We start from the raw sequence: 24,270 nt of genomic DNA on the forward strand, positions 1-24,270 counted from the left end.
CATCAGGCCAGACCTTTGGCTGTAACACACAGAGGAGATCGGCCATGAAAAGCGCACCCTGCCCTTCGGGGCTCGAGTATGTTTTCTACGCACTGTCGACGTCGCTGCTGCTGGCAACCCCGCTGGAAAGCCTGGCGGCGGGGCTGGAAGACGACGACCCGATGTTCAACCCGGCACACGGCCTGGCGCTGCCGTCGCTGGTCCCGGCCAGCGTGTCGGGGCTGAGCCTGGGTACGCTGGGGGCGTTTTCCGAACGCCTGGCAGAGCGCACGGCGGTGTTCGGCGACGAAGGCATTGCCAGCCAGTGGGCGCAGTTCTTTCCCACGCCGGTCAGGACTGCCCCGCAACGCCTGGATGCCCCCAACCAGAACCTGCAGATCGCCCCCGACCTGTTCGTGCGGGAAACCGCCGGCGGCAACACCCACCGCGCCGGGATCTTCATGGGCCACAGCAACCTGCAGGGCGGCCTGGACAATCGCCGGCCACAGCTGGGCGACAAGCAGAACGCCGTGCGCCTGGAAGGGCAAAGCCTGGGCATGTACTGGAGCCTGCAGCATGACCAGGGCTGGCATGTGGATGCGGTGGCCATGGGCACCCGTTTCGACGCCAGCGGGCGCGGCAGCGACGGCGAACGGCTCGATGGCAACGGCCACGCGCTGACCTTCTCGGTGGAGGGCGGCTTCCCCATCGGCCTGGGCAAGCACTGGGTGATCGAGCCCCAGGCGCAGTTGATCAACCAGCAGTACTACCCCGGCAACGACGCCCAGGCCCAGACCCTGCAGGCCTATGACAGCCAGCCGAGCTGGACCGGCCGGGTGGGGGCGAAGCTGTCGGCCCGCTACGAGGTGCGTGGCATGCCCATCGAACCCTATGTGCGCACCAACGTGTGGTACGACTTCTCGAACGCCGACACGGTGAGCCTGGACAAGGTCGACAAGATCAGCAGCGCACGCAACGCCACCACCGTGGAGGTGGGCCTGGGCCTGGTGGCACGGGTGACGCCCAAGGTGGCGCTGTTTGTCAGTGCCGATTACAGCAGCGACGTGGACGACAACGACTTGAACGGGTTGATCGGCAACCTGGGGGTGCGTGTGCGCTGGTGAGCGGCGCTGAATGCATCGCGGGTCAGGCCCGCGATGCGACACGCATACCCCCGTCAACCTGAGGTTGACAGCTTATGTATACTGGCCGGCCATGCCCTCGCCAAGGACACCCCAGCGCATGACCGAAAACAGCTTCGCCTTTCGCCTCAAGGAACTGCTCGAACACCACAAGCTGACGCTGCAGGCGGTAGGCACGGCCCTGGGGATCTCGCGCACCGCCGTGCACAAATGGACCCGCGGCGGCGAGATCGACTACGCCAACCTGCGCAAGCTGGCCGACTTTCTCAAGGTCAACTGGATCTGGCTGCGCTACGGCGAAGAAGCCCTGCAGGACGTGCAGCAGACCCAGGTGGTGGAGCTGCCGATGACCGACCTGCGCCGGCGCTACACCGCCGAGATCATGGAGAGCGAAACCCGCATGAAGCTGGCCCAGGAAGGCGCCCGCATCGTGACCTGGGAATGGAACCTGATCAGCGACGAACTCACCTACTCGCCCAACGTCGAGGCCGTGTACGGCTGGCAGGTGATCCGCAACGAAGACTTCTGGGTGCACCTGCCCCCCGAAGACGTCGAGATGCTGCAGGCGCTGTACAGCAAGACCCTGCTCGAAGGCGAAGGCTGCGAGTGCGACTTTCGCATCTATCGCCCCGACGGCGAGATGCGCTGGATCGCCTCCCGCGCCACGGTGGTGCGCGACAGCGCCGGGCGCGCGGTGAAGATGGTCGGCATCAGCATGGACAACACCGAGCGCAAGGTCGCCGAAGAGCAACTGCGCAACAGCGAGGAACGTTTTCGCGCCATCTTCGAACTGGCCTGGGGCGCGCTGGCCTACATCGACCCGGACGGCACCTGGCAGCGGGTCAACGGCAGCTTCTGCGAGCTGCTGGGCTACAGCGCCGAAACGCTGTACGGCATGACCTTCCAGCAACTGACCCACCCCGACGACCTGGCCGCCAACCTGCAGTTGCTGCAGCGCCTGCTGGCCGGCGAGATCGAGCGCTACGAAGTGGAAAAGCGCGTACGCCACAAGCAGGGCCACTACATCTGGGTACGTGCACGTACCGCCCTGCAGCGCCGCCAGGACGGCCAGCCGCAGCATCTGATCAGCGTGTTCGAGGACATCGGCGCCGAACGCCAGGAACGCGAACGCCTGCAGGCACGTATCGAGGCGCTTGAAGCACAGCGCGGGGCTTCGCAGGCATGAGCCGCTTCGTGGGGGTGTTTCACTTGCGAAGCCGGCATGCCGTGGACAGGGGCTTCAAGGTGCACGCGCTACACAGCGACAATCATGCCGATGCGCACCTTGAAGCGGGCGACATACGCAATGAACAGGGCTACCAGGACGATCAGACCTGCGACTTCACCGTGATCGAGATTGCCAGCACTGCCCAGGCGCCCCGGCGCCTGAGCTGGCTGGAGCGCATCACGGGCAAGCTGCATGCATGACCCCATCCCTGATCTGACTGCGGGGCGCACATGAGCCGCTTTGTCGCTGTGTTTCACCACTGGCATATCACCAAACGCAACCTTGGCTTCGAGGTGCACAGCCTGGCAGGTCGCGATCAGGCACAGGCGCACCGCGAAGCCTGCGCACGGTTGGCCGATCAGGAAGTGAGCGATATCGTGCGCTGCGCCTTCACCCTGGTTGAGATCGGCGCGCATGAACACGTTGCGCGCCCGCTGAGCTGGCGCGAGCGCATCACCGGGCGTTTCGAGGGGCGTGGCTAGAGGCAGGTGGCCAATGCCGCCATGCGCCGCTGGGCCAATGCATCGTCCTTGAGGGTGTAGAACTTGACCACCGTGCCGCCGGCTTCGGCGCGCACATCGGCGAAGTATTCGGCATCGCGTGTCGACACCGTGGCCCCGCCGTTGGGGCCGGCGTCGAGGTAGCCGCTGGCATCCACGCCGAAGACGGCTTCGTCCTGCCAACCGAACTGGATGCACTCGGCCACCAGCGGCTCGGCCTTGGCCGAGGTGAAGGTCTTGTGCGGTGCGCCCAGGCGAGCCTGGTTCATCGTCGACGAGGCGCATCCGGCCAGCACCAGTGCCGTACCCAATAGCATTGCTGCGCGCATGGTTGTCTCTCCCGTTGGTTGTGTGTCGGCAGTACCGGGCTCTTCGCTGGCCCTGCAGAAGCTGGCCTTGCCAGCGAAGAGGCCTGGCCTGCTGATTGAAAAAGGAGCGACTGTAGCATTGCCCCAGCCCCCGGTGAGAGAATGCCGCGCAGAAAAACGGACCCTCCCCCCCTGTGCCAAGGAACAGCACCATCCGAATCCTCTCGCTCGCCCTCATCGTCTCTACCCTCGCCCTCACCAGCTGCGGCACCATGATGCGCGGTGGGTACTGCGCCGAATGTGCATCCCCAGGCATGTACCGGGGCGTGCGCAACAACTTCTCGTTCCTGTTCAGCGCCACCTCGGCGCAGTTCTGCTGGCCGCTGATCGTGTGCCCGCTGGCGTTTATCGTCACCGCGCCCGTGGATATCGTGATCGATACCGCGATGATCCCCGCCGACCTCTCGCGCTGAGTGCCAAACAATCGAATCCCTCTATAGGTTCATCGACAAGGTCGATTAGTCACAAATTAAGTAAGGGCATAAACTGCCCCCGATTGCGCGCAATACACCCACGATAGAAAGGGTCTTGGCGCGCACCCTCTGTGACTAGCCTGCATACCACTTACCGATCCTGACGCTGATCTCGGCGGGCCTGCGCGTGCGCGGCCGATTCTGGAGCTCGTTTGTACAAGGAGATAACCATGGGACTGGGCAGAAGACAGTTCTTCAAGCTGTGCACCGTCGGCGCTGCCACCGCCACTGCGGCCAGCCTGGGCTTCGCCCCGGGCATGGCCCAGGCCACCCAATCACGCCAGTACAAGCTGCTGCGCGCCAAGGAAACCCGCAACAACTGCACCTACTGCTCGGTGGGTTGCGGCGTGCTGATGTACAGCCTGGGCGACGGCGCCAAGAACGCCAAGGCGCGTATCTTCCACATCGAAGGCGACCCCGATCACCCAGTCAGCCGCGGCTCGCTGTGCCCCAAGGGCGCGGGCCTGGTGGACTACATCCACAGCGAACAACGCCTGCTCTACCCCGAATACCGCGCCCCTGGCTCGGACAAATGGCAGCGCATCAGCTGGGATCACGCCATCGAGCGCATCGCACGCCTGATGAAGGACGACCGTGACGCCAACTTCATCGAGAAGAACGACAAGGGCACCACGGTCAACCGCTGGCTGAGCACCGGCATGCTGTGCAGCTCGGCCGCCAGCAGCGAAACCGGCTCGCTGGACCAGCGCTTCACCCGCGCCCTGGGCATCCTGGGCACCGACAGCCAGGCCCGTGTGTGCCACGCCCCTACCGTCTCGGCCCTGGCGCCGACCTTCGGGCGCGGCGCCATGACCAACAACTGGGTCGACATCAAGAACGCCAACGTGGTGCTGATCATGGGTGGCAATCCCGCCGAGGCGCACCCGGTGGGCTTCAAGTGGGTGATCGAGGCCAAGATCCGCAATGGCGCCAAGGTCATCGTGGTGGACCCGCGCTTCAACCGCAGCGCCGCCGTGGCCGACATCTACTCGCCGATTCGCGCCGGCTCCGACGTGACCTTCCTGATGGGCGTGGTCAACTACCTGATCACCCACGACAAGATCCAGCACGACTACGTGCGCGCCTACACCAACGCCAGCCTGATCGTGCGCGAGGACTACAGCTTCGACGACGGCCTGTTCAGCGGCTACGACCCGGCCAAGCGCAGCTACGACCGCAGCTCCTGGACCTACGAGCTGGACGCCGACGGCTTCGCCAGGCGCGACATGACCCTGAGCCACCCGCGCTGCGTGTGGAACCTGCTCAAGGCCCACGTCAGCCGCTACACCCCGGACATGGTCACCAACATCTGCGGCACGCCCAAGGCCGACTTCCTGCAGATCTGCGAGATCCTCGGCACCACCAGTGCCCCGGACAAGACCGCCACCTTCCTCTACGCCCTGGGCTGGACCCACCACACCAACGGCGCGCAGATGATCAGAGGCTCGGGCATGATCCAGCTGCTGCTGGGCAACATCGGCATGGCCGGTGGCGGGGTCAACGCCCTGCGCGGCCACTCCAACATCCAGGGCTACACCGACCTGGGCCTGCTCTCGCTGCGCCTGCCCGGCTACATGAACCTGCCATCGGATGCGCAGACCGACCTGGCCACCTACCTCAAGCAGACCACGCCCAGCGCGGTGCTGCCCGACCAGGTCAACTACTACAAGCACACCCCCAAGTTCTTCGTCAGCCTGATGAAGAGCCTGTGGGGCGACAAGGCCACCAAGGACAACGACTGGGGCTTCGACTGGCTGCCCAAGTGGGACGACAGCTACGACGTGCTCAACTACAGCAACCGCATGTACGAGGGCAAGGTCAACGGCTACATCGCCCAGGGCTTCAACCCGGTGGCGGCGTTCCCGGACAAGAACAAGGCCCAGGCCGCGCTGGAGAAGCTCAAGTTCCTGGTGATCATCGACCCGCTGGCCACCGAGACCTCGAGCTTCTGGCAGAACCACGGCGAGGAGCACGACGTGGACACCGCGGCGATCCAGACCGAAGTGTTCCGCCTGCCCTCCTCCTGCTTTGCCGAGGAAGACGGCTCGATCGTCAACTCCGGGCGCTGGCTGCAATGGCACTGGGCCGGCGCTGCGCCGCCCGGCGAGGCCTGGCACGACGGCAAGATCCTCGGCCACCTGTTCCTGAAGATACGCGAGCTGTACGAGAAGGAAGGCGGTGCCAACCCCGCGCCGATTCTCAACATGGCCTGGGACTACGCCGACCCGTTCGACCCCAAGCCCGAGGAAGTGGCCAAGGAATCCAACGGCCGCGCCCTGGCCGACCTGCACGACGAACAGGGCAACCTGATTCTGCGCAAGGGCCAGTTGCTCGACGACTTCTCGCAGCTGCGCGACGACGGCACCACTGCCAGCTTCAACTGGATCTTCGCCGGCTCCTGGACCGAAAAGGGCAACCAGATGGCACGGCGCGACAACGCCGACAGCGGCCTGGGTTGCACCCCGGGCTGGGCCTGGGCGTGGCCGCAGAACCGGCGCATTCTCTACAACCGCGCCTCGGCCGACCCCCAGGGCAAGCCGTGGGACCCCAAGCGCAAGCTGATCGGCTGGGACGGGGCGCGCTGGAGCGGCGTGGACGTGCCGGACTTCGCCGTCACCGCTGCACCGGGCAGCAACACCAACCCGTTCATCATGCTGCCTGAAGGCCTGGGCCGGCTGTTCTCGGTGGGCGCGATGAACGACGGGCCGTTCCCCGAACACTACGAGCCCACCGAAAGCCCGCTGGCGAACAACCCGCTGCACCCGAACGTGACCTACAGCCCCACCGCGCGGGTGTACGAAAGCGATCGCAAGCGCATGGGCAGCCGCGAGCAGTTCCCGTATGTGGCCACCACCTACTCGATCACCGAGCTGTTCCGCCACTGGACCAAGCATGCGCGGCTCAACGCCATCGTGCAGCCCGAGCAGTTCATCGAGATCGGCGAGAAGCTGGCCGCCGACAAGGGCATCGTGCAGGGCGACCTGGTGCGCGTCAGCACCCAGCGTGGCTACATCAAGGCCAAGGCCGTGGTGACCAAGCGCATCCGCCGCCTGGCCATCGACGGGCAGGACGTCGACACCATCGGCATCCCCTGCCACTGGGGCTATGAAGGCACCACGCGCAAGGGCTTTCTGGCCAATACCCTGACCCCGGGGGTGGGCGATTCCAATACCCACACGCCGGAATACAAGGCGTTTCTCGTGAACATCGAAAAGGCCTGAGGGAGCGAACTTCATGTCCATGCAATCCCAAGACATCATCAAGCGCTCGGCCACCAACGTGCTGACCCCGGCGCCGCGTGCGCGCGACCACCAGGCCGAAGTGGCCAAGCTGATCGACGTGAGCATCTGCATCGGCTGCAAGGCCTGCCAGGTGGCCTGCAACGAGTGGAACGACCTGCGCGACGAGGTCGGCCACAACGTCGGCGTGTACGACAACCCGGCCGACCTGTCGGCCGAAACCTGGACGCTGATGCGCTTCGATGAAGTCGAAGATGAAAGCGGCAAGCTCGAGTGGCTGATCCGCAAGGACGGCTGCATGCACTGCGCCGACCCGGGCTGCCTGAAGGCCTGCCCGCAACCGGGGGCGATCATCCAGTACGCCAACGGCATCGTCGACTTCCAGTCCGACTACTGCATCGGCTGCGGCTACTGCATCGCCGGCTGCCCGTTCGATGTGCCGCGCATCAGCAAGAAGGACAACAAGGCCTACAAGTGCACCCTGTGCGTGGACCGCGTGTCGGTCGGCCAGGAGCCGGCCTGCGTCAAGACCTGCCCCACCGGGGCGATCAACTTCGGCAGCAAGCAGGACATGCTGCACCAGGCCAGCGAGCGCGTGACCGAGCTGCAGGGCCGCGGCTTTGCCGGCGCCGGCATCTACGACCCGCAGGGCGTGGGCGGCACCCACGTGGTGTACGTGCTGCAGCACGCCGACAAGCCGCACCTGTACCACAAGCTGCCCACCGACCCGCGCATCAGCAGCGCCATCCATGGCTGGAAGGGCTGGCTCAAGCCGGTGGCGGCCGTGGCCTTCTTCGCTACCCTGGCCGGCACCCTGTTCCACTACGTGGGCGTGGGGCCGAACGAGGTCGAGGAAGCCGACGAGAAACACGAGGAGGACACCCACGCATGAACAAGGACAAACTGATCCTGCGCACCCGCTTCATCGAGCGTGCCAGCCACTGGGTAATGGTGCTGTGCTTCCTTGCCGTGGCCCTGTCGGGGCTGTCGTGGTTCTTCCCGTCGCTCAACGGGCTCAACGCCGTGTTCGGCACCCCGCAGCTGGCGCGCATCCTGCACCCGTTCTTCGGGGTGGTGGTGTTCCTGCTGCTGGCGTTCCTGTTCGTGCGCTTCGTCAAGTACAACCTGCCCGAGCGTGAAGACCTCGCGTGGTTCAGGAACGTGCGCCAGGTGCTGGCCGGCGAGCACGAGCCGGCGCTGCAGATCGGCAAGTACAACGCCGGGCAGAAGATCCTGTTCTGGGGAATCATGGGCCTGATCAGCGTGCTGCTGGTCAGTGGCGTGGTGATCTGGCGGCCGTACTTCGCGCCGTGGTTCAGCATCCCGTCGATTCGCATCGGCCTGCTGGTACACGCCATTGCCGGCATCTGCCTGATCCTGCTGATCATCGGCCATGCGTACCTGGCGTTCTGGGTCAAGGGTTCGATTCGCGGCATGGTCACCGGGTATGTGAGCCGCAGCTGGGCCAAGACCCACCATGACCGCTGGTACCGGCAGATCAGCAACAAGCAGAGCGGGAGTGGCAAGCAGCAATGAACAGCATCCAGATGACCCCTGCCGAGCAGCGTAGCGCCGGCGTTGGCGAAATACCTGCCGTGCTGCTGCCGACCCTGGGCGAGCGCTACCGCCAGCGCGCCACGCGCCTGCGTCAGCTGGCCGAGGGGCACCCGATGGCCGACTACCTGCGGTTCGTGGCACAGGTGGTCGATGCCCAGCAGCAATTGCTCGAACGCCTGCCGCTGCCGGCAACGCTGGTGAGCAGCCTGGCCGGGCGGGTAGCCGCCGGCAAGGCGCCGCTGGCCTGGGCCAGCCTGCCGCGCGATGCCTACTGGCAGCAACTGTTGCGCGGGCTTGGCGAACACATCGAACACGCCACCCTGCAGGGCCTGTGCGCGCAGGGCGAGGCCGCCCTGGACGTGGCGGCCGATGCATTGCTGGCAGGCCGCTTCAGCGAGATCGACAGCGGTCAGGCGCTGTTCCTGTGGGCGGCCCTGTCGCTGTACTTCACCCAGCTGGCGGCGCACCTGCCCGCCATCGGCAATGCCGGCGTGGGCGAGCAGCGCCAGCATTGCCCGGTGTGCACCGGGGCGCCGGTGGCCAGCGTGATCATGACCGGTGCCCAGGCCGGGCTGCGCTACCTGCACTGCGGGTTGTGCGAGAGCCGCTGGCACATGGTGCGGCTCAAGTGCAGCAACTGCGAAGAGACCGGCAGCCTGGACTACTGGTCGCTGGATACCCATGAAACCGCGATCAAGGCCGAGAGCTGCGACGACTGCCACAGCTACCTGAAGGTGTTCTACCCCGAGCACGAGCGCGACCTTGAGCTGGTGGCCGATGACCTGGCCTCGATCGCGCTGGATGCCGAGGTGGAGCGCCAGGGGTTCGATCGCAGCGGCGTGAACCCGTTTCTGTTCCCGGGCTAGAGCGGGTACTGCATCAGCCAGTGTGATTTGCCCCAGGCCTGGAACTGCTCGAGGTACTGCCACCCCCGCTTGTGGTAGTACTCGGCGCGGTCGTGGGTGTGCAGGTAGAGGTGCGTGTGCCCCAGGGCCCTGGCCTTGGTGCAGATGCCCTCGATCAGCTTTTCGGCCAGGCCTTGGCCGCGGGCTTGCGGGCTGACGAACACGCAGGCCAGCCAGGGGCTCAGGTCGGGCCGCAGGGGCAGGTCGTCGCGCGCCAGTGAAGCGCTGCCCAGCAGGTTGTCGTCATCCAGCGCCAACAGGCTGTACAGGCTGCCGTCAGTCTGGCCATGGGCGAATTCCTGTTGCCATTGGGCCAGCGGTACATCGGCGTATTCGTAGGCGAACTGCTCGTGCAGCCAGCGGGCCAGGGTATCGCTGTGGTGTGGGTGGTTGCTGAGCCAGTCGATCATGGGTGTGCTCTGGGCGTTGGGGGGATGCAAAGGTACACCGAATTGGATGAGGGGTGTGGCCACCTGCATCTACACTTGTCAGTGCCACCGCACCTTCCCGGAGGACCGCGCCATGCCCCACTCTGACGTCGTGATCATCGGCGCCGGGCCCACCGGCCTGGTCCTGGCCCTGTGGCTGAGCAAGCTGGGCATCTCGGTACGCATCCTCGACAGGACCAGCGCCGCCGGCACCACCTCCCGCGCGCTCGCCGTGCAAGCCCGCACCCTGGAGCTGTACCGCCAGCTGGACCTGGCCGACGCGGTCGTTGGCGCCGGCCACCAGGTGCCCGCCGCCAACCTCTGGGTCAAGGGCGAGCCCGCCGCACGCCTGCCTTTGGACAGCATCGGCGCCAACCTCACGCCCTACCCCTTTCTCGAAATCTACCCGCAGGACCAGCACGAGAACCTGCTGATCGAGCGCCTGCGCGGCCTTGGCGTGGAGGTCGAACGCAGCACCGAACTGCTCGGTTTCACCCAGCACGACACCACCGTCAGCGCACGCCTGCGCCTGCCCGACGGCAGCGAGCAAGACTGCGAGGCGCATTACCTGGCCGGCTGCGACGGCGCCCATTCGGCCGTGCGCAACGGCCTGCATGTCGACTTCCCCGGCGGCACCTACCAGCAGTTGTTCTACGTGGCCGACGTGGATGCCAGCGGCCCGCCCATGAACGGCGAGCTGCACGTGGACCTGGACGAGGCGGACTTTCTGGCGGTGTTCCCGCTGGCCGGCGCAGGCCGCGCGCGGTTGATCGGCACGGTGCGCGACGCACGCGCCGAACACCCCGAGCAACTGCGTTTCGAGGATGTCAGCCAACGTGCCATCGAGCACCTGCACTTGCAGGTGCTCAAGGTCAACTGGTTTTCCACCTACCGCGTACACCATCGCGTGGCCGGGCATTTCCGCCAGCAGCGCGCCTTCCTGCTCGGCGACGCCGCGCACGTGCACAGCCCGGCCGGCGGCCAGGGCATGAACACCGGCATCGGCGATGCAATCAACCTGGCCTGGAAGCTGTGCAGCGTACTCAAGGGCAAGGCCCACGACGACCTGCTCGACAGCTACCCGGTCGAGCGCATGGCCTTCGCCCGGCGCCTGGTGGCCACCACCGACCAGGTGTTCACCTTCGCTACCGCCGATGGCAGCATCGCCAACCTGTTGCGTACGCGCCTGGCACCGGTGCTGATACCGCGCATGGCGGCATTCGCCAAGGCGCGCAGCCTGCTGTTTCGCACGGTCTCGCAACTGGGCCTGAACTACCGCCTGATGCCGCTGAGCTTCGGCAGCGCCGGCCATGTGCAGGGCGGCGACCGCCTGCCCTGGGTGGTGACGCAGGAACACGACAATTTCAGCGCGCTGTCGCACCTGGGCTGGCAGGTGCACGTGTACGGCCTGGCCAGCAAGGAACTGAGCGCCTGGTGCGCCGCACGCCAGCTGCCACTGCAGGTTTACCCCTGGTCGGCCGCCTGCACGGCCGCCGGCCTGGCACGCAACGCGCTGTACCTGCTGCGCCCCGACAGCTACGTGGCGCTGGCCGAACCCTCGGCCTCCACCGCCGCCGTGGAGCGCTACTTCAGCGAGCGGGGCCTGCGCCCCTGGTGAGGTGCTTACGCCGGTTTGTCGGCGCCCAGCACCCCGGCATAGCGGTAGGTGGTCACGCAACACAGCACCAGGCCGCTGACCGCGACCGCGCCGCCCACCAGGCCGATGTCGCCAAGGCCCATGTGGGTGCTGACCAGGCTGCCCAGCAACGCCCCGCCACCGATGCCCACGTTGTACAGCCCCGAGAACATGGCCATGGCCACGTCGGTGGCATCGGAAGCCAGCACCAGCACCTTCGATTGCAGGGCCAGGCTGAAACACATGATCGCCATGCCCCACACCATGCTCAGCGCGCAGAGCAGGGTCGGGTTGACTGCCAGCGGGGCCAGCAGCAACAGGCTCAGGGCGATGGCGCCGATGGCGCCAATCGCGAACCCCCGCGGGAAACGCTCGCTGTAGCGACTGAACAGGATCGAGCCGAAGATGCCCGCCCCGCCATACAGCAACAGTAGGATGGTGGTCATCTCGCCGCTCATCGCCGCGACCTGCTGGCTGAACGGCTCGATGTAGCTGTAGGCGGTGAACTGCGCGGTGATGCCCAGCACCACCAACGCATACACCGAGAGCAGCGCCGGCCGCTTGAGCAGCATCGGCAGGCTGCGCAGCGAACCGGAGTTCTGGCTGGGCAGGCGCGGCAGCGAGCGCATCAGCCAAAGCAACGTCAGTACCGAGACCCCGGCGATGCCCATGAAGGTGGTGCGCCAGCCCAGCGCCTCGCCCACCACTCGCCCCAGCGGAATGCCCAGCACCATGGCCAGGGTGGTGCCGGTGGCCAGCACCCCGAGGGCCTTGGCCTGCTTGCCCGGCGGCGCCACCCGCACCGCCAGCGACGCGGTGATGGCCCAGAACACCGCGTGGGCCAGTGCGATACCGATGCGGCTGAACAGCAGCATGCCGAAGCTGGTGGCCATGCTCGACAGCACATGGCTGGCAATGAACAGCACGAACAGGAACGCCAGCAGCTTGCGTCGCTCGATGTTGCGGGTCATCAGCATCATCGGCAGCGAGGCCAGCGACACCACCCAGGCATAGATGGTCAGCATCAGCCCGACCTGGGCGGTGGGCATGTCGAAGCTGCGGCCGATATCGCTGAGCAGGGCCACCGGCACGAACTCGGTGGTGTTGAAGATGAATGCAGCCAGGGCCAGCGCGAAAACGCTGAGCCAGCTGCCATTACGGGTATCTGCGGGGTTGTTCATCGGACGGGGCAAGGCTCCGGGGCGGGCGCGTCAGACGCGACCCTGGGTTCAATGAAACCTGCGCGGCAAAAGGCGCGCAGGCAAAAGCCACCCCTGGGCCGGCGGCCTGGGTGTTGCGCTGCAGAAGGTTGTTATAGGTAGGTGCGGGTCGCAGGCCCGATGGTACGTCATGCGTCGGGGGGGCGACAATAACGCTCGCCGCGCCGCGCCGGCCCCACCGATGAAACTTGCCACGGACATGCAGTGTCTTTGTCATGAGCCCGTAGTAGTGCAAAGCCTGACAAGGGCTGCAGCATTGTCCGATGGTCAGGGTTTACCGACACACGCCTAATCGGGGTCCCTTGAGTACCGGATCTGCCAGGAGGCCGTATGCGCCTAGTTTCGCAACTGCTCCAACGTCTCAGACAAAAAGGCCTGCGTCGCGCCTTGCGCCCGCTGTGGCAACGCCACGTGTTCCAGCACTGGCAACTGGTGTGGCTGGACCGCGACCCGTTGGCCAGGGTGCCTCGACAACGCACCCGCCCCTGCCCTCCCGTGCGGCTCGTCCAGATCACCCCGAGCAATACCGACGCGTTCGCGCGCCATTTCCCCGGCCAGTTGCAGGCCATGAACGACCTTGCACGCGAAGGCCACACCGGCCACATGTACCTGGACGAAGCCGGTGACGCGGTGGCGATGGTGTGGGCCAGCACCCGTGACTATCACGACCGGCACTACTACGGCTGCACCTTCCCGGTACAGCCCGGCGAATACTTCCAGTTCGCCGGCGAAGTCGAGCGCGCCTACTTCGGCACCGGCCTGTCCACGCGGGTACAGACCGAGCTGTGGGAGGCCATGCTCGCCAAAGGCTGCACGCGCATCGTGGTGGTGGTGGCGCTGGACAACGCACAGGCAGTCAAGATGCATCTGCACCTGGACTACCACGAACAGGGTCGCATCACCCACGCGTACAGGTTCTTCGGGCGCTGGTACTTCTCCCGCGTGACCCACTACAGCGGCTCGCGCCTGGCCCACCTGGCCCCGCGGGCCAGACGCAAGGCCGACAGCGAGCCGGCGCCGCAGCTGCACGACACCGACGCCTGAGCGCCTACGCCCCGGGTTGCAAGGTCATGCAGCGCGCATGACCTTCAGCTTACCAGGGCTGTAGAGAAGGCCGATGGCATGCAACTGCCGGTGGACGCCTAATCGGAGCTCCTGGAATAAAACCTGTCGGAGTTCTCATGCAATTGATCGAAATCGCCCACCAGCGCATCAGACAAAAAGGCTTGCTGCGTGCGCTTCGCCCGCTGTGGCGCCGCTACATCTTCTCGCACTGGCAACTGGTGTGGTTGCAGCGCAGCCCCCTTGCGCCCGTCGCCGCGCAACGCAGGCGCACCTGCCCGCCAGTGCACCTGGTAGCGATAACACCCCACAATACCGAGGCCTTCAGCCGTTACTTCCCTGGCCAGGTGCAGGCCATGACCGACCTCGCCGAACAGGGCCACACCGGCCACATGTACGTGGACAGCCACGGCAACGCGGTGGCGATGGTGTGGGCCAGCACCCGCGATTACCACGACCGCCATTACTACGGCTGCACCTTCCCGGTGCAGCCAGGCGAATACTTCCAGTTTGCCGGGGAAGTCGACCGCGCCTACTTCGGTACAGGCCTGTCGACCCAGGCCCAGCTCGACCTGTGGTCCGCCATGCTGGCCAAGGGGTGTACGCGCATCGTCAATGTGGTGGCGCTGGACAACGTGCAGGCGGTGAAGATGCACCTGCAGCTGGATTATCAGGAACAGGGTCGCATCACCCACGCCTACAGAGTGTTCGGTTGCTGGCGGTTCTCGCGCACCACCCACTACAGCGGCAAGCGCCTCGCTCACCTGGCGCCGCGGGCCCGGCCACGGGCCCCTGACACCTTCATCGCCTGAGCAGAACCGCGCCTTGATTCAGGCGCCATTAAATCGTCAAAAAAGCGTCAGACCTTTCCGATCAACTGCTCTATGCCGGTAACCTCCGGTGTAGAGCGGTTCACCCTTGTTACACATATTTTGAAACAACCGCTGCGATGGCTTTTTGACACGCCGTCAAAACGCTGGGCTATACCATGAAAAAGATTTCATCAAACCCACCGTTTCATCCGCCCTATCCGGCAAGGAGGCACCATGGGTGCTTTGCAGAACGTGCGCGACAAGATCAGAAGAAAAGGCCTTCGCCGCGTCGCCAGAACCCTCTGGGAACGCCATGTGTTCTATCACTGGGAACTGCTGTGGATGGAGCGCGACCTGGTCAGTGCGGTACCGCCGCACAACCTGCGACCGCACAAGCCGGTGCGACTGGTGACCATCACCGAGGACAACGCCGTCGCCTTTGCCCGCCACTTCGGCGACCGTGTGCAAACCATGGCCGAGCTTGCCCGCGAAGGCCACACCGGGCACATGTACCTGGACGATGCCGACAATGCGGTGGCGTTCATCTGGGGCAGCAAGCGCGACTACCTGGACCGTCACTATTACGGCTGCACCTTCCCGGTCAAGGAGGGCGAGTTCTTCGAGTTCGGCGGCGAGATGACCCCGTCGTACTTCGGCACCAGCCTGTCGGTGGATGCCCAGGTCAACCTGTGGGCGGCCATGCAGGCCCAGGGCTGCAACAAGGTGGTGGACGTGGTCGAGACGCACAACGTACCGGCCATGAAGCTGCACCTGCGCATGGGTTATCACGAACAGGGGCGCGTGGCGCACGTGTACTGCCTGTTCGGGCGCTGGAAGTTCTTCCGCGAGACCACCTACAGCGGTTCACGCCTGGAACAGCTGCGCAAGCCGCGGGCAGTCAAGACAGCCGCCGCACCGGCATGAACCTGCCAGCCCCTGCGCCCGCGCTGCGGGTGCAGGGGCCTGCTCGACATCCCTGCTCAACCCCGCATCTACCCGCCCTGCGCGGCGCTTGACCGTACCTGGAGCGCATGCAAGCATCCGCCGGCCATGACGCCCACGAATGCAGTTCAGAGACGAATGCCCCGGGATGAAGATGCCATTGCAGATCCACGCATTGAAGACGCTCGCCTGGCAGGCCGGGTGCTGCACGGAACGACGATGGCGCGAGAGAGTCTAGGCATTGGCATTACCAATGCCTGCTCACTGCCGACATGAGACCCCGACCATGAATGCCCCCGCCTCCCCTGCGCCCGAACCCGGCCGCTGCCAACGCCTCAAGGCCGCCAGCCGCCGCGAGCACGACAGTGTCGATACGCTGGTGCTGGGCGTTCGACCGTTCGAGAGCCGCGAGCGCTATGCATTGTTTCTGCAAGTGCAGCACCGCTTTCATGGCAGCCTTCAAGCCTTGTATGGCGATGTGCAGTTGAACCGCACATTGCCCGGGCTGGCGGCGCTGTCGCGGTTCGAGGCAGTGCAGGCCGACCTGCGCGACCTTGGCCTGCCGGTGCCCGGTGTACCGGCACCTGTGCAGCTGTCTGCGCCAGCTGAAGCAATGGGCTGGCTGTACTGCAGCGAGGGCTCGAACCTGGGGGCGGCGTTTCTGTTCAGGCAGACCCAGCAACTGGGGCTGGGCGCGCAGCGTGGCGCCCGGCATCTGGCGCCGCACCCGGACGGGCGTGCGCTGCAGTGGCGCCAGTTCGTGGGGTTGATCGATGCACTGGTGCTGAGTGAGGAACAGGAGCGCCAGGCGGTGGATGGGGCGCTGGCGGCGTTCGAGTTCTATCGCAGCAGCGTGCGCGACATTTTCGGCTGAGGCCTGTAGCGACGTCTTCGCCGGCGCCTGCAGGAGTCACGATGATCCTGCAGGAGCCGGCCTTGCCGGCGATCGAGTGCGCAGCGCTCGCTAACCCTGCTCGGTCATCGCCTGCGGCTGATGCTCGATACGCGCCCGCTTGCGGTAGAACGCGATGCCCAGGATCAACGCCGTCACCGCCGCCGTCATCAAGGTCTCGTAGCGGTAGTCGGGGCTGAACAGCATGTAGCCCAGCACCAGCGAAATCACCACGATCACCAGCCAGGTCAGCCACGGGAACAGCCACATCTTGAACGCCAGCTCGGTGCCCTCGCGCTCGACGATGGCACGCATGCGCAGTTGCGACACGGCAATCACCAGGTACACCAGCAGCGCGATGGCCCCGGTGGTCGACAGCAGGAAGCCGAACACCTTGCCCGGGAAGGCGAAGTTCACGAAGCAACCGACAAACCCGGCCAGGGTCGACAGCAGCACCGCCACGGTGGGCACGCCACTACCGGAAATACGCTTGGTCAGCGGGTGCGCCTCACCGCGCGCGCCCAGCGAATAGAGCATGCGCGAAGCGGTATACAGCCCCGAGTTCATGCAGCTGGTGACCGCCACCAGCACCACCACATCGATCAGGAACTTGGCGCCCGGCACGTTGAGGATTTCCAGCGCGCGCTGGAACGAACCCACCTGCAGCAGGCGCGGGTCATTCCACGGCACCAGCGCGACGATGAAGAAGATCGAGAACACGTAGAAGATCGCGATGCGGTACACCACCAGGTTGGTGGCGCGGCGGATCTTGTCTTTCGGGTTGGCGGTTTCGTCGGCGGCAATGGTGACGATCTCGGCACCGAAGAACGAGAAGATGGTCACCAGCACGCCGGCCAGCACGGCGCCGAAGCCGTTGGGCATGAAGCCGCCATTGGACCACAGGTTCTCGACGCCCGAGGTCTGCGCCAGCGGCCATACACCGCTCACCCCCATCAGGCACACCACCAAAAAGCCGATGATCGCCACCACCTTGACCAGGGCGAACCAGTACTCGAACTTGCCGAAGTTCTTCACGCTGATCAGGTTGCTGCACGACAGCACGATCATGATCAGGAAGGCAAAGGCCCAGGACGGCACGTCGGGGTACCAGGCGTGCAGGATGTCGGCACCGGCGATTGCCTCGACCGGAATGATCAGTACCCAGAACCACCAGTACAGCCAGCCGATGGTGAAGCCTGCCCATGGCCCGATGGCCCGCCCGGCGTAGGTGGAGAACGAGCCGCTGTTGGGGTCGGCGATGGCCATTTCGCCGAGCATGCGCATCACCAGCAGCACCAGCAGGCCGGTAATCATGTAGGAGATGAGGATGGCCGGACCGGCCTTGGCGATGGCGTTGGACGAACCGATGAACAACCCGGCGCCGATGATGCCGGCGATGGAGATCATCGAGACCTGACGCGAGGTCAGGCCGTGCTTGAGCGAGCGTTGCGGTTTTTCTTGTAGGGACGACATGGTTGCCTCTCTGGCCAATGCCTGCTGCACCTGGTTGCGCGATGACCGCGCAGGTCAGGCCAAGGTCTTCATGGAAAGTGTGCGGCAGCAGAAATGTAAGGAGCCGTTATTGTTTTTTGGGCATCGAACGTAATGTAACGGGTACTGATCGGCCTCTTTTCGATAAGTTTCGGACGCACTTTTCCCGGTCCCTCGGGGCATCGAAACTAGCAGTTGAAATGATTGACGCAGGTCAGTATTAATCTGCGAACAGGCTGCTTACAAACGACCTTTTATCACCACATGATTCCTCCATGGAATGAACTCAGTCCTTTTCATCTGCCCGGTGCCCTCGATGTCCAAGCGTTTGATGCCCTCCACCACCACCCTGCAATGCTTCGAAGCGGCGGCCCGCCACCTGAGCTTCACCCGCGCCGCGCAGGAGCTGCACCTGACCCAGAGCGCGGTGAGCAAGCAGGTGGCGCAACTCGAGGAGATGCTCTGCCACAACCTGTTCCAGCGCGTGCGCCGGCGCCTGCACCTGACCCCTGCAGGCTCGCTGTACCTGGCCGAGGTGAACAAGATCCTCACCCAGCTGGACATCTCCAGCCGCTACATCCTGACCTACGGCGGCGAGACCCAGGTGCTGACCGTGGCCACCCAGCCCACCTTCGGCGCACGCTGGCTGGTGCCCAACCTGCACGGTTTCAGCCGGCAGCACCCGAACATCCATCTGGACATCAAGAGCGAGCTGGAACCCTTCGACCTGCTCAACAACAAGGCCGACATCGCGTTTTTCTTCGGCCAGGGCACTTGGCCGGGGGCCACCTGCATCGAGCTGTTCCATGAAGAGGTGGTGCCGGTGTGTCACCCCGAGCTGATCGCGGCAGCGCTGCCACGCAGCGCCGAAGACCTCGCCCGCCACCCCTTGCTGCAATGCACCTCGCGCCCGGAGGCCTGGCACGAGTGGTTCCTGCAGCAGGACCTGCAGTCCCAGCACAGCTACCACGGGCCGCGCTTCGACACCTTCTACCTGTGCATCCGCGCGGCCCAGGCCGGCTGCGGCATCGCCCTGGTGCCACGCTACCTGGTGGCCGAAGAACTGGCCGAGGGCAAGCTGGTGGTGGCCTGGGCGCACACCATGCCCAGCGAGGGCGCGCACTTCATCGCCCATGCCGAGCATGCGGCGCAGGTGCCGAAGGTGAAGGCGTTCGTCGAGTGGATACAGGGCAGGATCACGATTTGACGGAATGATTGCTCGACTTTATTTCGCTTGTGGCGTTTGCCGGATGTTGGCTTAGATATATAAAAACTTCCGTCACCCAGGTACTTGCCCATGACGCACGAAACAATCAGCCGATCTCTTTCCATTGTGCATCCCATTACACTTTCACACGGGCGCAATGCCCAGGTGTGGGATACCGATGGCAAGCACTACATCGACTTCGTGGGCGGTATCGGCGTACTCAACCTGGGGCATTGCAACCCGGCGATCGTCAGCGCCATCCAGCACCAGGCCACGCAACTGACCCATGCGGCGTTCAACGCCGTCCCGCACGGGCCCTATGTGCAGTTCATGCAACGCCTGGAAGCGTTCGTGCCACTGAGCTACCCGATGGCAGGCATGCTCACCAACAGTGGCGCCGAGGCGGCGGAGAACGCCTTGAAAGTGGCCCGCGCCGCCACCGGGCGCACGGCGGTGGTGGCCTTCGATGGCGGCTTCCACGGACGTACCCTGGCCACGCTCAACCTCAATGGCAAGGTGGCACCCTACAAGCAGAAGGTCGGCGTGCTGCCCGGCCCGGTGTTCCACCTGCCCTACCCCAGCGCCGACAACGGCGTGACCGGCGAGCAGGCGATGCAGGCGCTGGAGCGCCTGTTCAGCGTCGAGATCGACGTCAACGAAGTGGCCTGCTTCATCTTTGAGCCGGTGCAGGGCGAAGCCGGCTTCCTGGCAATGGACCCCACCTTTGCCCAGGCCCTGCGCACGTTCTGCGATGCACACGGCATCCTGATCATCATCGACGAGATCCAGTCGGGCTTTGGCCGCACCGGCCAGCGCTTCGGCTTCCCGCGGCTGGGCATCGAGCCGGACCTGCTGCTGTTGGGCAAGAGCATTGCCGGCGGCGTGCCGCTGGGAGCGGTGGTAGGCCGGCGCGAGCTGATGGCCAGCCTGCCCAAGGGTGGCCTGGGCGGCACCTATTCGGGCAACCCGCTGGCCTGTGCGGCAGGGTTGGCGACCCTGGAACTGATGAGCGATGCCAACCTGGCGACCTGGGGCGAGCTGCAGGAGCGCGCCATCGTCGGGCGGTATGAAGCGTGGAAGGCCCGCGGGTTGACGCCGTACCTCGGGCGCCTGACCGGTGTGGGCGCCATGCGCGGCATCGAGCTGGTCACGCCACAAGGCAAGCCGGCCACCGCGCAGCTGGCCGAGGTGCTGGAGAAGGCACGCGCGGCCGGGCTGCTGCTGATGCCGGCGGGCAAGGCGCGGCACATCATCAGGTTGCTGGCGCCATTGACCGCCGAGGCAGACGTGCTGGAGCGTGGGCTGGATATCCTGGAGCGCTGCCTGGCAGAACTGTCATGAGCAAGTGCTTTTGCCCAGCGCAATCAGGCTTTATCCTGCATCGTTTCGCACGCTGGCCCTGGGAGTTCCAATGTACATCGATGTACCGCGCCGCCTGGTGTTCTTCGACAAGGACGACACCGTTCGCCCGCCCTGCCTCGTGCAGTACCATCCCGACACCGGCACCCTGAGCCGGCCGACTTTCGCCCAGCCCGACGACAGCGTGTGGGACATCGCACGCGACCAACGCCGCATCGCGCTGAGCGGGGTCAAGTGGCTGGTGGTGCGCGGGGCAAGTCGCTCGCGGCTGAACCTTGTGCACGACGGCGCGCCGCTGCATGCAACCCAGAACCTGCTGTCGTACTGGGCACGCTTCGACCCCAGCGCCCGCTACGCGCTGGTCAGCGTGGCCAATGGCAAGAAACGCCCGGTGATCATCGACCTGGACAGCGGTGAACACAGCGACCCTGTGGAGCGTGACGTGGACGCCAGGTTCGGCAGCATCGACCCGCTGCAGGGCAGGCTCTGGGCCCCCGACGAGCGTGCCCGCAATGGCGTATTGACGGTCGATTGCGCCAGCGGCGAAATCGGCAGGGTCAGCGTGCCGCTGGAGGCAAAGGTGCGCAGCCTGCGCTTTTCCCGCGACGGGCAGTACCTGTTCGTGACCGGGGAAAACAACCGGCTGCTGTGCTGCGACCGCGAGGGCGCAACGGTTTGGACCAAGGACGTCAGTGCGTATGGCCATGTCGGCTCGGGCCGGATCCTGTTCAACGAATCCGGCAGCCACCTGTGCCTGCCGACCTCGCCCACCGACAGCTCCACGCTCGCCGGCAATCTCATCATCGCAACCGCCACCGGCCATACCGAGACCACCATCATGCCCAAGGCGCGACTGGCCGCTGACTGGTTTGGCGACCACGTGCTGAGCCATCGTGGCGAGTTGGTGGACTTCTTCACCGGCGCCATCGTGGCCAAGCTGGACCTGGCCAGCCCCTGCTGATCGTCACCTGACCCGCCCCTTCAACGGCCCCCGCCGCCCCGTGTGCTAGCGTCTATGGGTGGCCTGCGCCTTGCGCACGGCCACGCCCATAAGAAATCAAGACCTGACCGACTGATGACGGGTGAGCCATGCAACTGCGAATCAACCAGACGACCTACGAGGTCGATGCTGACGCGGACACGCCCCTGCTGTGGGTAATCCGCGATGACCTGGGCCTGACCGGTACCAAGTACGGCTGCGGCCTGGCCCAGTGCGGCGCCTGCTCGGTGCTGGTGGACGGCGCCGTGGTGCGTGCCTGCGTGACCCCGGTGGCCGGCGTGGTGGGGCGCGAAATCACCACCATCGAAGCCGTGGAGGCCGACGCCGTGGGCAAGCGCGTGGTCAGCGCCTGGGTCAAGCACCAAGTGGCCCAGTGCGGTTACTGCCAGTCGGGCCAGGTGATGGCGGCCACCGCCCTGCTCAAGCACACCCCGCACCCGAGCGATGCCCAGATTGCTGCCGCAATGGTCAACCTGTGCCGTTGCGGCACCTACAACGCCATCCATGCCGCCGTGCACGACGTGGCCGCCGCGCAGGAGAACGCCTGATGAACGACAGCCTGCGCGTTACCGGCGTGGCCCAGCCCTTCCCTGTGGGCGAGCCGGTCAATATCTCGCGCCGCAGCTTTCTGCTGGCAAGCGCCGGCACGGCAGTGGGCGCACTGGTGCTGGGCTTCGGCCTGCCCCTGGGCCTGAGCCGTGTGCAGGCCGCCACGGGCAACGCAGCGGCGCCCGGCACTCAGGTGCCGGCCTTCCTGGAGATCCGCCCGGACGGCCGCATCCGCCTGCTCAGCCCGTTCATGGAGGGCGGCCAGGGCATCTTCACGGCCATGGCGCAGATCGTGGGCGAAGAGCTCGATGCCGACCCCGCCACCTTTTTGATCGACAGCGCACCGCCCGGCGAGCAGTACGTGGTGATGGACAACGGCATGCGTATCACCGGCGGCAGCATGTCGGTGCGCACCAGCTACCCGACCATGCGCCGCCTCGGCGCCCTGGCCCGCGCCATGCTGCTGCAGGCCGCTGCCGAGCGCCTGGGTGTGCCGGTGGGCGACCTGAGCACCGAGCCCGGCCGGGTGATACACGCCGCGTCGGGGCGCACGCTGGGCTATGGCGAACTGGCAGCCCAGGCCATGGACCTGCCCGTGCCAGACCCTGCCAGCGTGACGCTGCGCGACCCCAGCCAGTTCCGCTGGATCGGCAAGCCGGTGCAACGGGTGGACGCCTATGACAAGTCCACCGGCAAGGCCGTGTACAGCATCGACGTGAAGGTCGATGGCATGCTGCATGCCGCGGTGCAGCATGCACCACGCCTGGGCATGCGCGTGGGCGAGCTGCGCAACGAGGCGCAGGTGAAAGCCATGAAGGGCGTGCATTCGGTGCATCGGCTGCCCGGTGCGGTGGCCGTGGTGGCCGAGCGCTGGTGGCACGCCAAGCGCGCGGTGGAGGCCGTGCAGGTGCAGTGGCTGGAGGCATCGGCCGACGCGAAGGTGCGCCAGATGCCTGCGGACTTTTCCAGTGACGCCTTTCGCGACCAGTTGGCCGCGGCCACCGGCCCGGCCCGCGACGAAGAGAATGAAGGCGACTTCGGCAAAGCCTTTGCCGACGCCGCCACCCAGGTGGAGGCCACCTACCACAACCAGTTCCTCAACCATGCACAGCTGGAGCCGCCTTCGGCCCTGGCGCGCTTCAACCCCGACGGCACGCTGGAGGTGTGGCTGCCCAACCAGGCGCCCGACATGTTCCGCGCCGACATGGCCAAGCGCACCGGCCTGGACCCGTCACAGATCACCCTGCACTCGCCGCTGCTGGGCGGCTTTTTCGGCCGCCACTTCCTGTACGACAGCGCCAACCCCTACCCGCAGGCGATCCTGCTGGCCAAGGCAGTCGGGCGCCCGGTCAAGCTGATCTGGAGCCGCGAAGAGGAGTTTCTGCGTGACGCGCTGCGCCCCATGGCCGTGGTCAAGTTCCGCGCCGCACTCGACGCCCAGGGCCTGCCGGTGGCCATCGAGGCAGTCAGCGCCACCGAAGGCCCCACCGAAGCCATCGCCGGCAAGCAGGGCGAGAAAATCGACCCCACGGCACTCGAAGGGCTGTCGGGCAAGGCCTACGCCATCCCCAGCAAACGTATCGCCCAGGTCTATGTGAAAGGCCCGGCGATGCTCGGTTACTGGCGTTCGGTGGGCAACTCGCTGAATGACTTCTTCTATGAGGCGTTCCTCGATGAGCTGGCCGACAAGGGCAAGCAGGACCCGTTCGAACTGCGCCTGCACCTGCTGCGCGACAACCAGCGCCTGACCAACCTGCTGCAGGCGGTGGGCGATCTGTCCGGTGGCTGGAAGCGTGGCCCGTTCACCGCCGAGGACGGCTCGCGGCGCGCTCGGGGTGTGGCCATGGCCTCGCCGTTCGGCTCGGAGGCGGCGGTGATCGCCGAGGTGTCCATCGAGCAGGGCCAGGTGAAGGTGCACGATATCTGGGAGGCCATCGACCCCGGCAGCATCGTCAACCCGGCGATCATCGAGGCGCAGGTCAATGGCGCGGTGTCGCTGGGGCTGTCGCAGGCACTGGTGGAGGAAGCGGTGTACGTGAACGGCCAGCCGCGCGCGCGCAACTATGACCTGTACCCGATCCTGTCGGCGCAGCGTATGGCGCGGGTGCATGTACGCATCGTCGAGAGCGGCGCGAAGATGGGCGGTATCGGCGAGCCGCCATTGCCGGCGGTGGCCCCGGCGGTGGCCAATGCGGTGGCGCACCTGACCGGCCAGCGCATCCGCAGCATGCCGCTGTCGCGCTACACCTTCAGCTAGGCCTCGATCAGGGACACCGCGCAC

General features: G+C 65.8%; 23 protein-coding genes. 19 read left to right on the forward strand and 4 right to left on the reverse strand.

Annotated features, from left to right (window positions below):
• The first annotated feature begins 44 nt into the window (after positions 1-44).
• From MF6396_RS09485 to MF6396_RS09500, 4 genes are all read left to right on the forward strand, one after another.
• The gene (locus MF6396_RS09485; RefSeq protein ID WP_078480170.1) at positions 45-1,103 is read left to right on the forward strand and encodes an autotransporter outer membrane beta-barrel domain-containing protein; all 1,059 of its coding nucleotides are present in this window, start codon (positions 45-47) and stop codon (positions 1,101-1,103) included.
• A gap of 118 nt (positions 1,104-1,221) precedes the next feature.
• Positions 1,222-2,307, forward strand: a complete 1,086-nt coding sequence (locus tag MF6396_RS09490; protein ID WP_043862955.1) for a helix-turn-helix domain-containing protein — start codon at positions 1,222-1,224, stop codon at positions 2,305-2,307.
• Positions 2,304-2,549, forward strand: coding sequence for a hypothetical protein (locus tag MF6396_RS09495; RefSeq protein WP_043862956.1), 246 nt, complete (start codon positions 2,304-2,306; stop codon positions 2,547-2,549). Before MF6396_RS09490 ends, MF6396_RS09495 begins: the two co-directional genes overlap by 4 nt.
• Before the next feature lie 30 nt (positions 2,550-2,579).
• Positions 2,580-2,831, forward strand: coding sequence for a hypothetical protein (locus MF6396_RS09500; RefSeq protein WP_043862957.1), 252 nt, complete (start codon positions 2,580-2,582; stop codon positions 2,829-2,831).
• Here the strand turns inward: MF6396_RS09500 and MF6396_RS09505 are convergent.
• On the reverse strand, positions 2,828-3,178 hold the full coding sequence (locus tag MF6396_RS09505; protein ID WP_043862958.1) for a hypothetical protein: 351 nt from the start codon (positions 3,176-3,178) through the stop codon (positions 2,828-2,830). The genes MF6396_RS09500 and MF6396_RS09505 overlap by 4 nt on opposite strands.
• A 173-nt stretch (positions 3,179-3,351) precedes the next feature.
• Between MF6396_RS09505 and MF6396_RS09510 the strand changes: the two genes are divergently transcribed.
• From MF6396_RS09510 to fdhE, 5 genes are all read left to right on the forward strand, one after another.
• Positions 3,352-3,630 carry a YceK/YidQ family lipoprotein gene (locus tag MF6396_RS09510; protein ID WP_116054465.1) on the forward strand — a complete coding sequence of 93 codons (279 nt, stop codon included), beginning with the start codon at positions 3,352-3,354 and terminating at the stop codon, positions 3,628-3,630.
• Positions 3,631-3,860: 230 nt separating this feature from the next.
• On the forward strand, positions 3,861-6,911 hold the full coding sequence (gene fdnG, locus MF6396_RS09515; RefSeq protein WP_078480172.1) for a formate dehydrogenase-N subunit alpha: 3,051 nt from the start codon (positions 3,861-3,863) through the stop codon (positions 6,909-6,911).
• A gap of 19 nt (positions 6,912-6,930) precedes the next feature.
• The gene (fdxH, locus tag MF6396_RS09520) at positions 6,931-7,821 is read left to right on the forward strand and encodes a formate dehydrogenase subunit beta (protein ID WP_274521382.1); all 891 of its coding nucleotides are present in this window, start codon (positions 6,931-6,933) and stop codon (positions 7,819-7,821) included.
• On the forward strand, positions 7,818-8,465 hold the full coding sequence (locus tag MF6396_RS09525) for a formate dehydrogenase subunit gamma (RefSeq protein WP_043862960.1): 648 nt from the start codon (positions 7,818-7,820) through the stop codon (positions 8,463-8,465). The genes fdxH and MF6396_RS09525 overlap by 4 nt, the downstream gene beginning before the upstream one ends.
• Positions 8,462-9,352: a formate dehydrogenase accessory protein FdhE gene (gene fdhE / locus MF6396_RS09530; protein ID WP_078480174.1), complete on the forward strand. Its 891-nt coding sequence runs from the start codon at positions 8,462-8,464 to the stop codon at positions 9,350-9,352. The genes MF6396_RS09525 and fdhE overlap by 4 nt, the downstream gene beginning before the upstream one ends.
• Here fdhE and MF6396_RS09535 read toward each other — a convergent pair.
• A complete protein-coding gene (locus tag MF6396_RS09535) occupies positions 9,349-9,801 on the reverse strand; it encodes a GNAT family N-acetyltransferase (protein ID WP_078480175.1) in 453 nt (150 codons plus the stop codon). The two genes, fdhE and MF6396_RS09535, sit on opposite strands and share 4 nt — an antisense overlap.
• A gap of 112 nt (positions 9,802-9,913) precedes the next feature.
• Here MF6396_RS09535 and MF6396_RS09540 point away from each other — a divergent pair, with 112 nt between their 5' ends.
• Positions 9,914-11,437, forward strand: coding sequence for an FAD-dependent oxidoreductase (locus tag MF6396_RS09540; RefSeq protein ID WP_078480176.1), 1,524 nt, complete (start codon positions 9,914-9,916; stop codon positions 11,435-11,437).
• A 5-nt stretch (positions 11,438-11,442) separates the two neighbouring features.
• On the opposite strand, the gene MF6396_RS09545 is transcribed toward MF6396_RS09540, so the two are convergent.
• Positions 11,443-12,636, reverse strand: coding sequence for a sugar transporter (locus tag MF6396_RS09545; RefSeq protein WP_043862964.1), 1,194 nt, complete (start codon positions 12,634-12,636; stop codon positions 11,443-11,445).
• Positions 12,637-13,005: 369 nt separating this feature from the next.
• On the opposite strand from MF6396_RS09545, the gene MF6396_RS09550 reads away from it, so the two are divergent.
• The 4 genes from MF6396_RS09550 to MF6396_RS09565 all read left to right on the forward strand — a co-directional run bounded on the left by MF6396_RS09550 (position 13,006) and on the right by MF6396_RS09565 (position 16,365).
• Entirely contained in the window at positions 13,006-13,719 is a 714-nt protein-coding gene (locus MF6396_RS09550) for a GNAT family N-acetyltransferase (RefSeq protein ID WP_229589264.1), read from the forward strand.
• 137 nt (positions 13,720-13,856) lie between these two features.
• On the forward strand, positions 13,857-14,549 hold the full coding sequence (locus tag MF6396_RS09555; RefSeq protein ID WP_054915399.1) for a hypothetical protein: 693 nt from the start codon (positions 13,857-13,859) through the stop codon (positions 14,547-14,549).
• Positions 14,550-14,783: 234 nt separating this feature from the next.
• The gene (locus MF6396_RS09560) at positions 14,784-15,473 is read left to right on the forward strand and encodes a hypothetical protein (RefSeq protein ID WP_054915400.1); all 690 of its coding nucleotides are present in this window, start codon (positions 14,784-14,786) and stop codon (positions 15,471-15,473) included.
• 304 nt (positions 15,474-15,777) lie between these two features.
• Complete coding sequence (locus MF6396_RS09565; protein WP_078480177.1) at positions 15,778-16,365, forward strand: biliverdin-producing heme oxygenase; 588 nt, start codon at positions 15,778-15,780, stop codon at positions 16,363-16,365.
• 90 nt (positions 16,366-16,455) lie between these two features.
• Here the strand turns inward: MF6396_RS09565 and MF6396_RS09570 are convergent, their stop codons facing one another.
• Positions 16,456-17,856 (reverse strand): amino acid permease, encoded by a 1,401-nt coding sequence (locus tag MF6396_RS09570; protein WP_054915402.1) that lies wholly within the window; start codon positions 17,854-17,856, stop codon positions 16,456-16,458.
• A 334-nt stretch (positions 17,857-18,190) separates the two neighbouring features.
• On the opposite strand from MF6396_RS09570, the gene gcvA reads away from it, so the two are divergent.
• From gcvA to MF6396_RS09595, 5 genes are all read left to right on the forward strand, one after another.
• The gene (gene gcvA, locus MF6396_RS09575; RefSeq protein ID WP_043862969.1) at positions 18,191-19,081 is read left to right on the forward strand and encodes a transcriptional regulator GcvA; all 891 of its coding nucleotides are present in this window, start codon (positions 18,191-18,193) and stop codon (positions 19,079-19,081) included.
• 90 nt (positions 19,082-19,171) lie between these two features.
• Entirely contained in the window at positions 19,172-20,422 is a 1,251-nt protein-coding gene (locus tag MF6396_RS09580; protein ID WP_054915403.1) for a 2-aminoadipate transaminase, read from the forward strand.
• A 70-nt stretch (positions 20,423-20,492) separates the two neighbouring features.
• A complete protein-coding gene (locus MF6396_RS09585; RefSeq protein ID WP_078480178.1) occupies positions 20,493-21,401 on the forward strand; it encodes a YncE family protein in 909 nt (302 codons plus the stop codon).
• Between the two features lie 128 nt (positions 21,402-21,529).
• Positions 21,530-21,988 carry a (2Fe-2S)-binding protein gene (locus tag MF6396_RS09590; protein WP_043862972.1) on the forward strand — a complete coding sequence of 153 codons (459 nt, stop codon included), beginning with the start codon at positions 21,530-21,532 and terminating at the stop codon, positions 21,986-21,988.
• Entirely contained in the window at positions 21,988-24,246 is a 2,259-nt protein-coding gene (locus MF6396_RS09595; RefSeq protein WP_078480179.1) for a xanthine dehydrogenase family protein molybdopterin-binding subunit, read from the forward strand. Before MF6396_RS09590 ends, MF6396_RS09595 begins: the two co-directional genes overlap by 1 nt.
• Positions 24,247-24,270: the final 24 nt, after the last annotated feature.

The sequence above is a fragment of the Pseudomonas sp. MF6396 genome (assembly GCF_002018915.1).
Classification (GTDB): Bacteria; Pseudomonadota; Gammaproteobacteria; order Pseudomonadales; family Pseudomonadaceae; genus Aquipseudomonas; species Aquipseudomonas palmensis.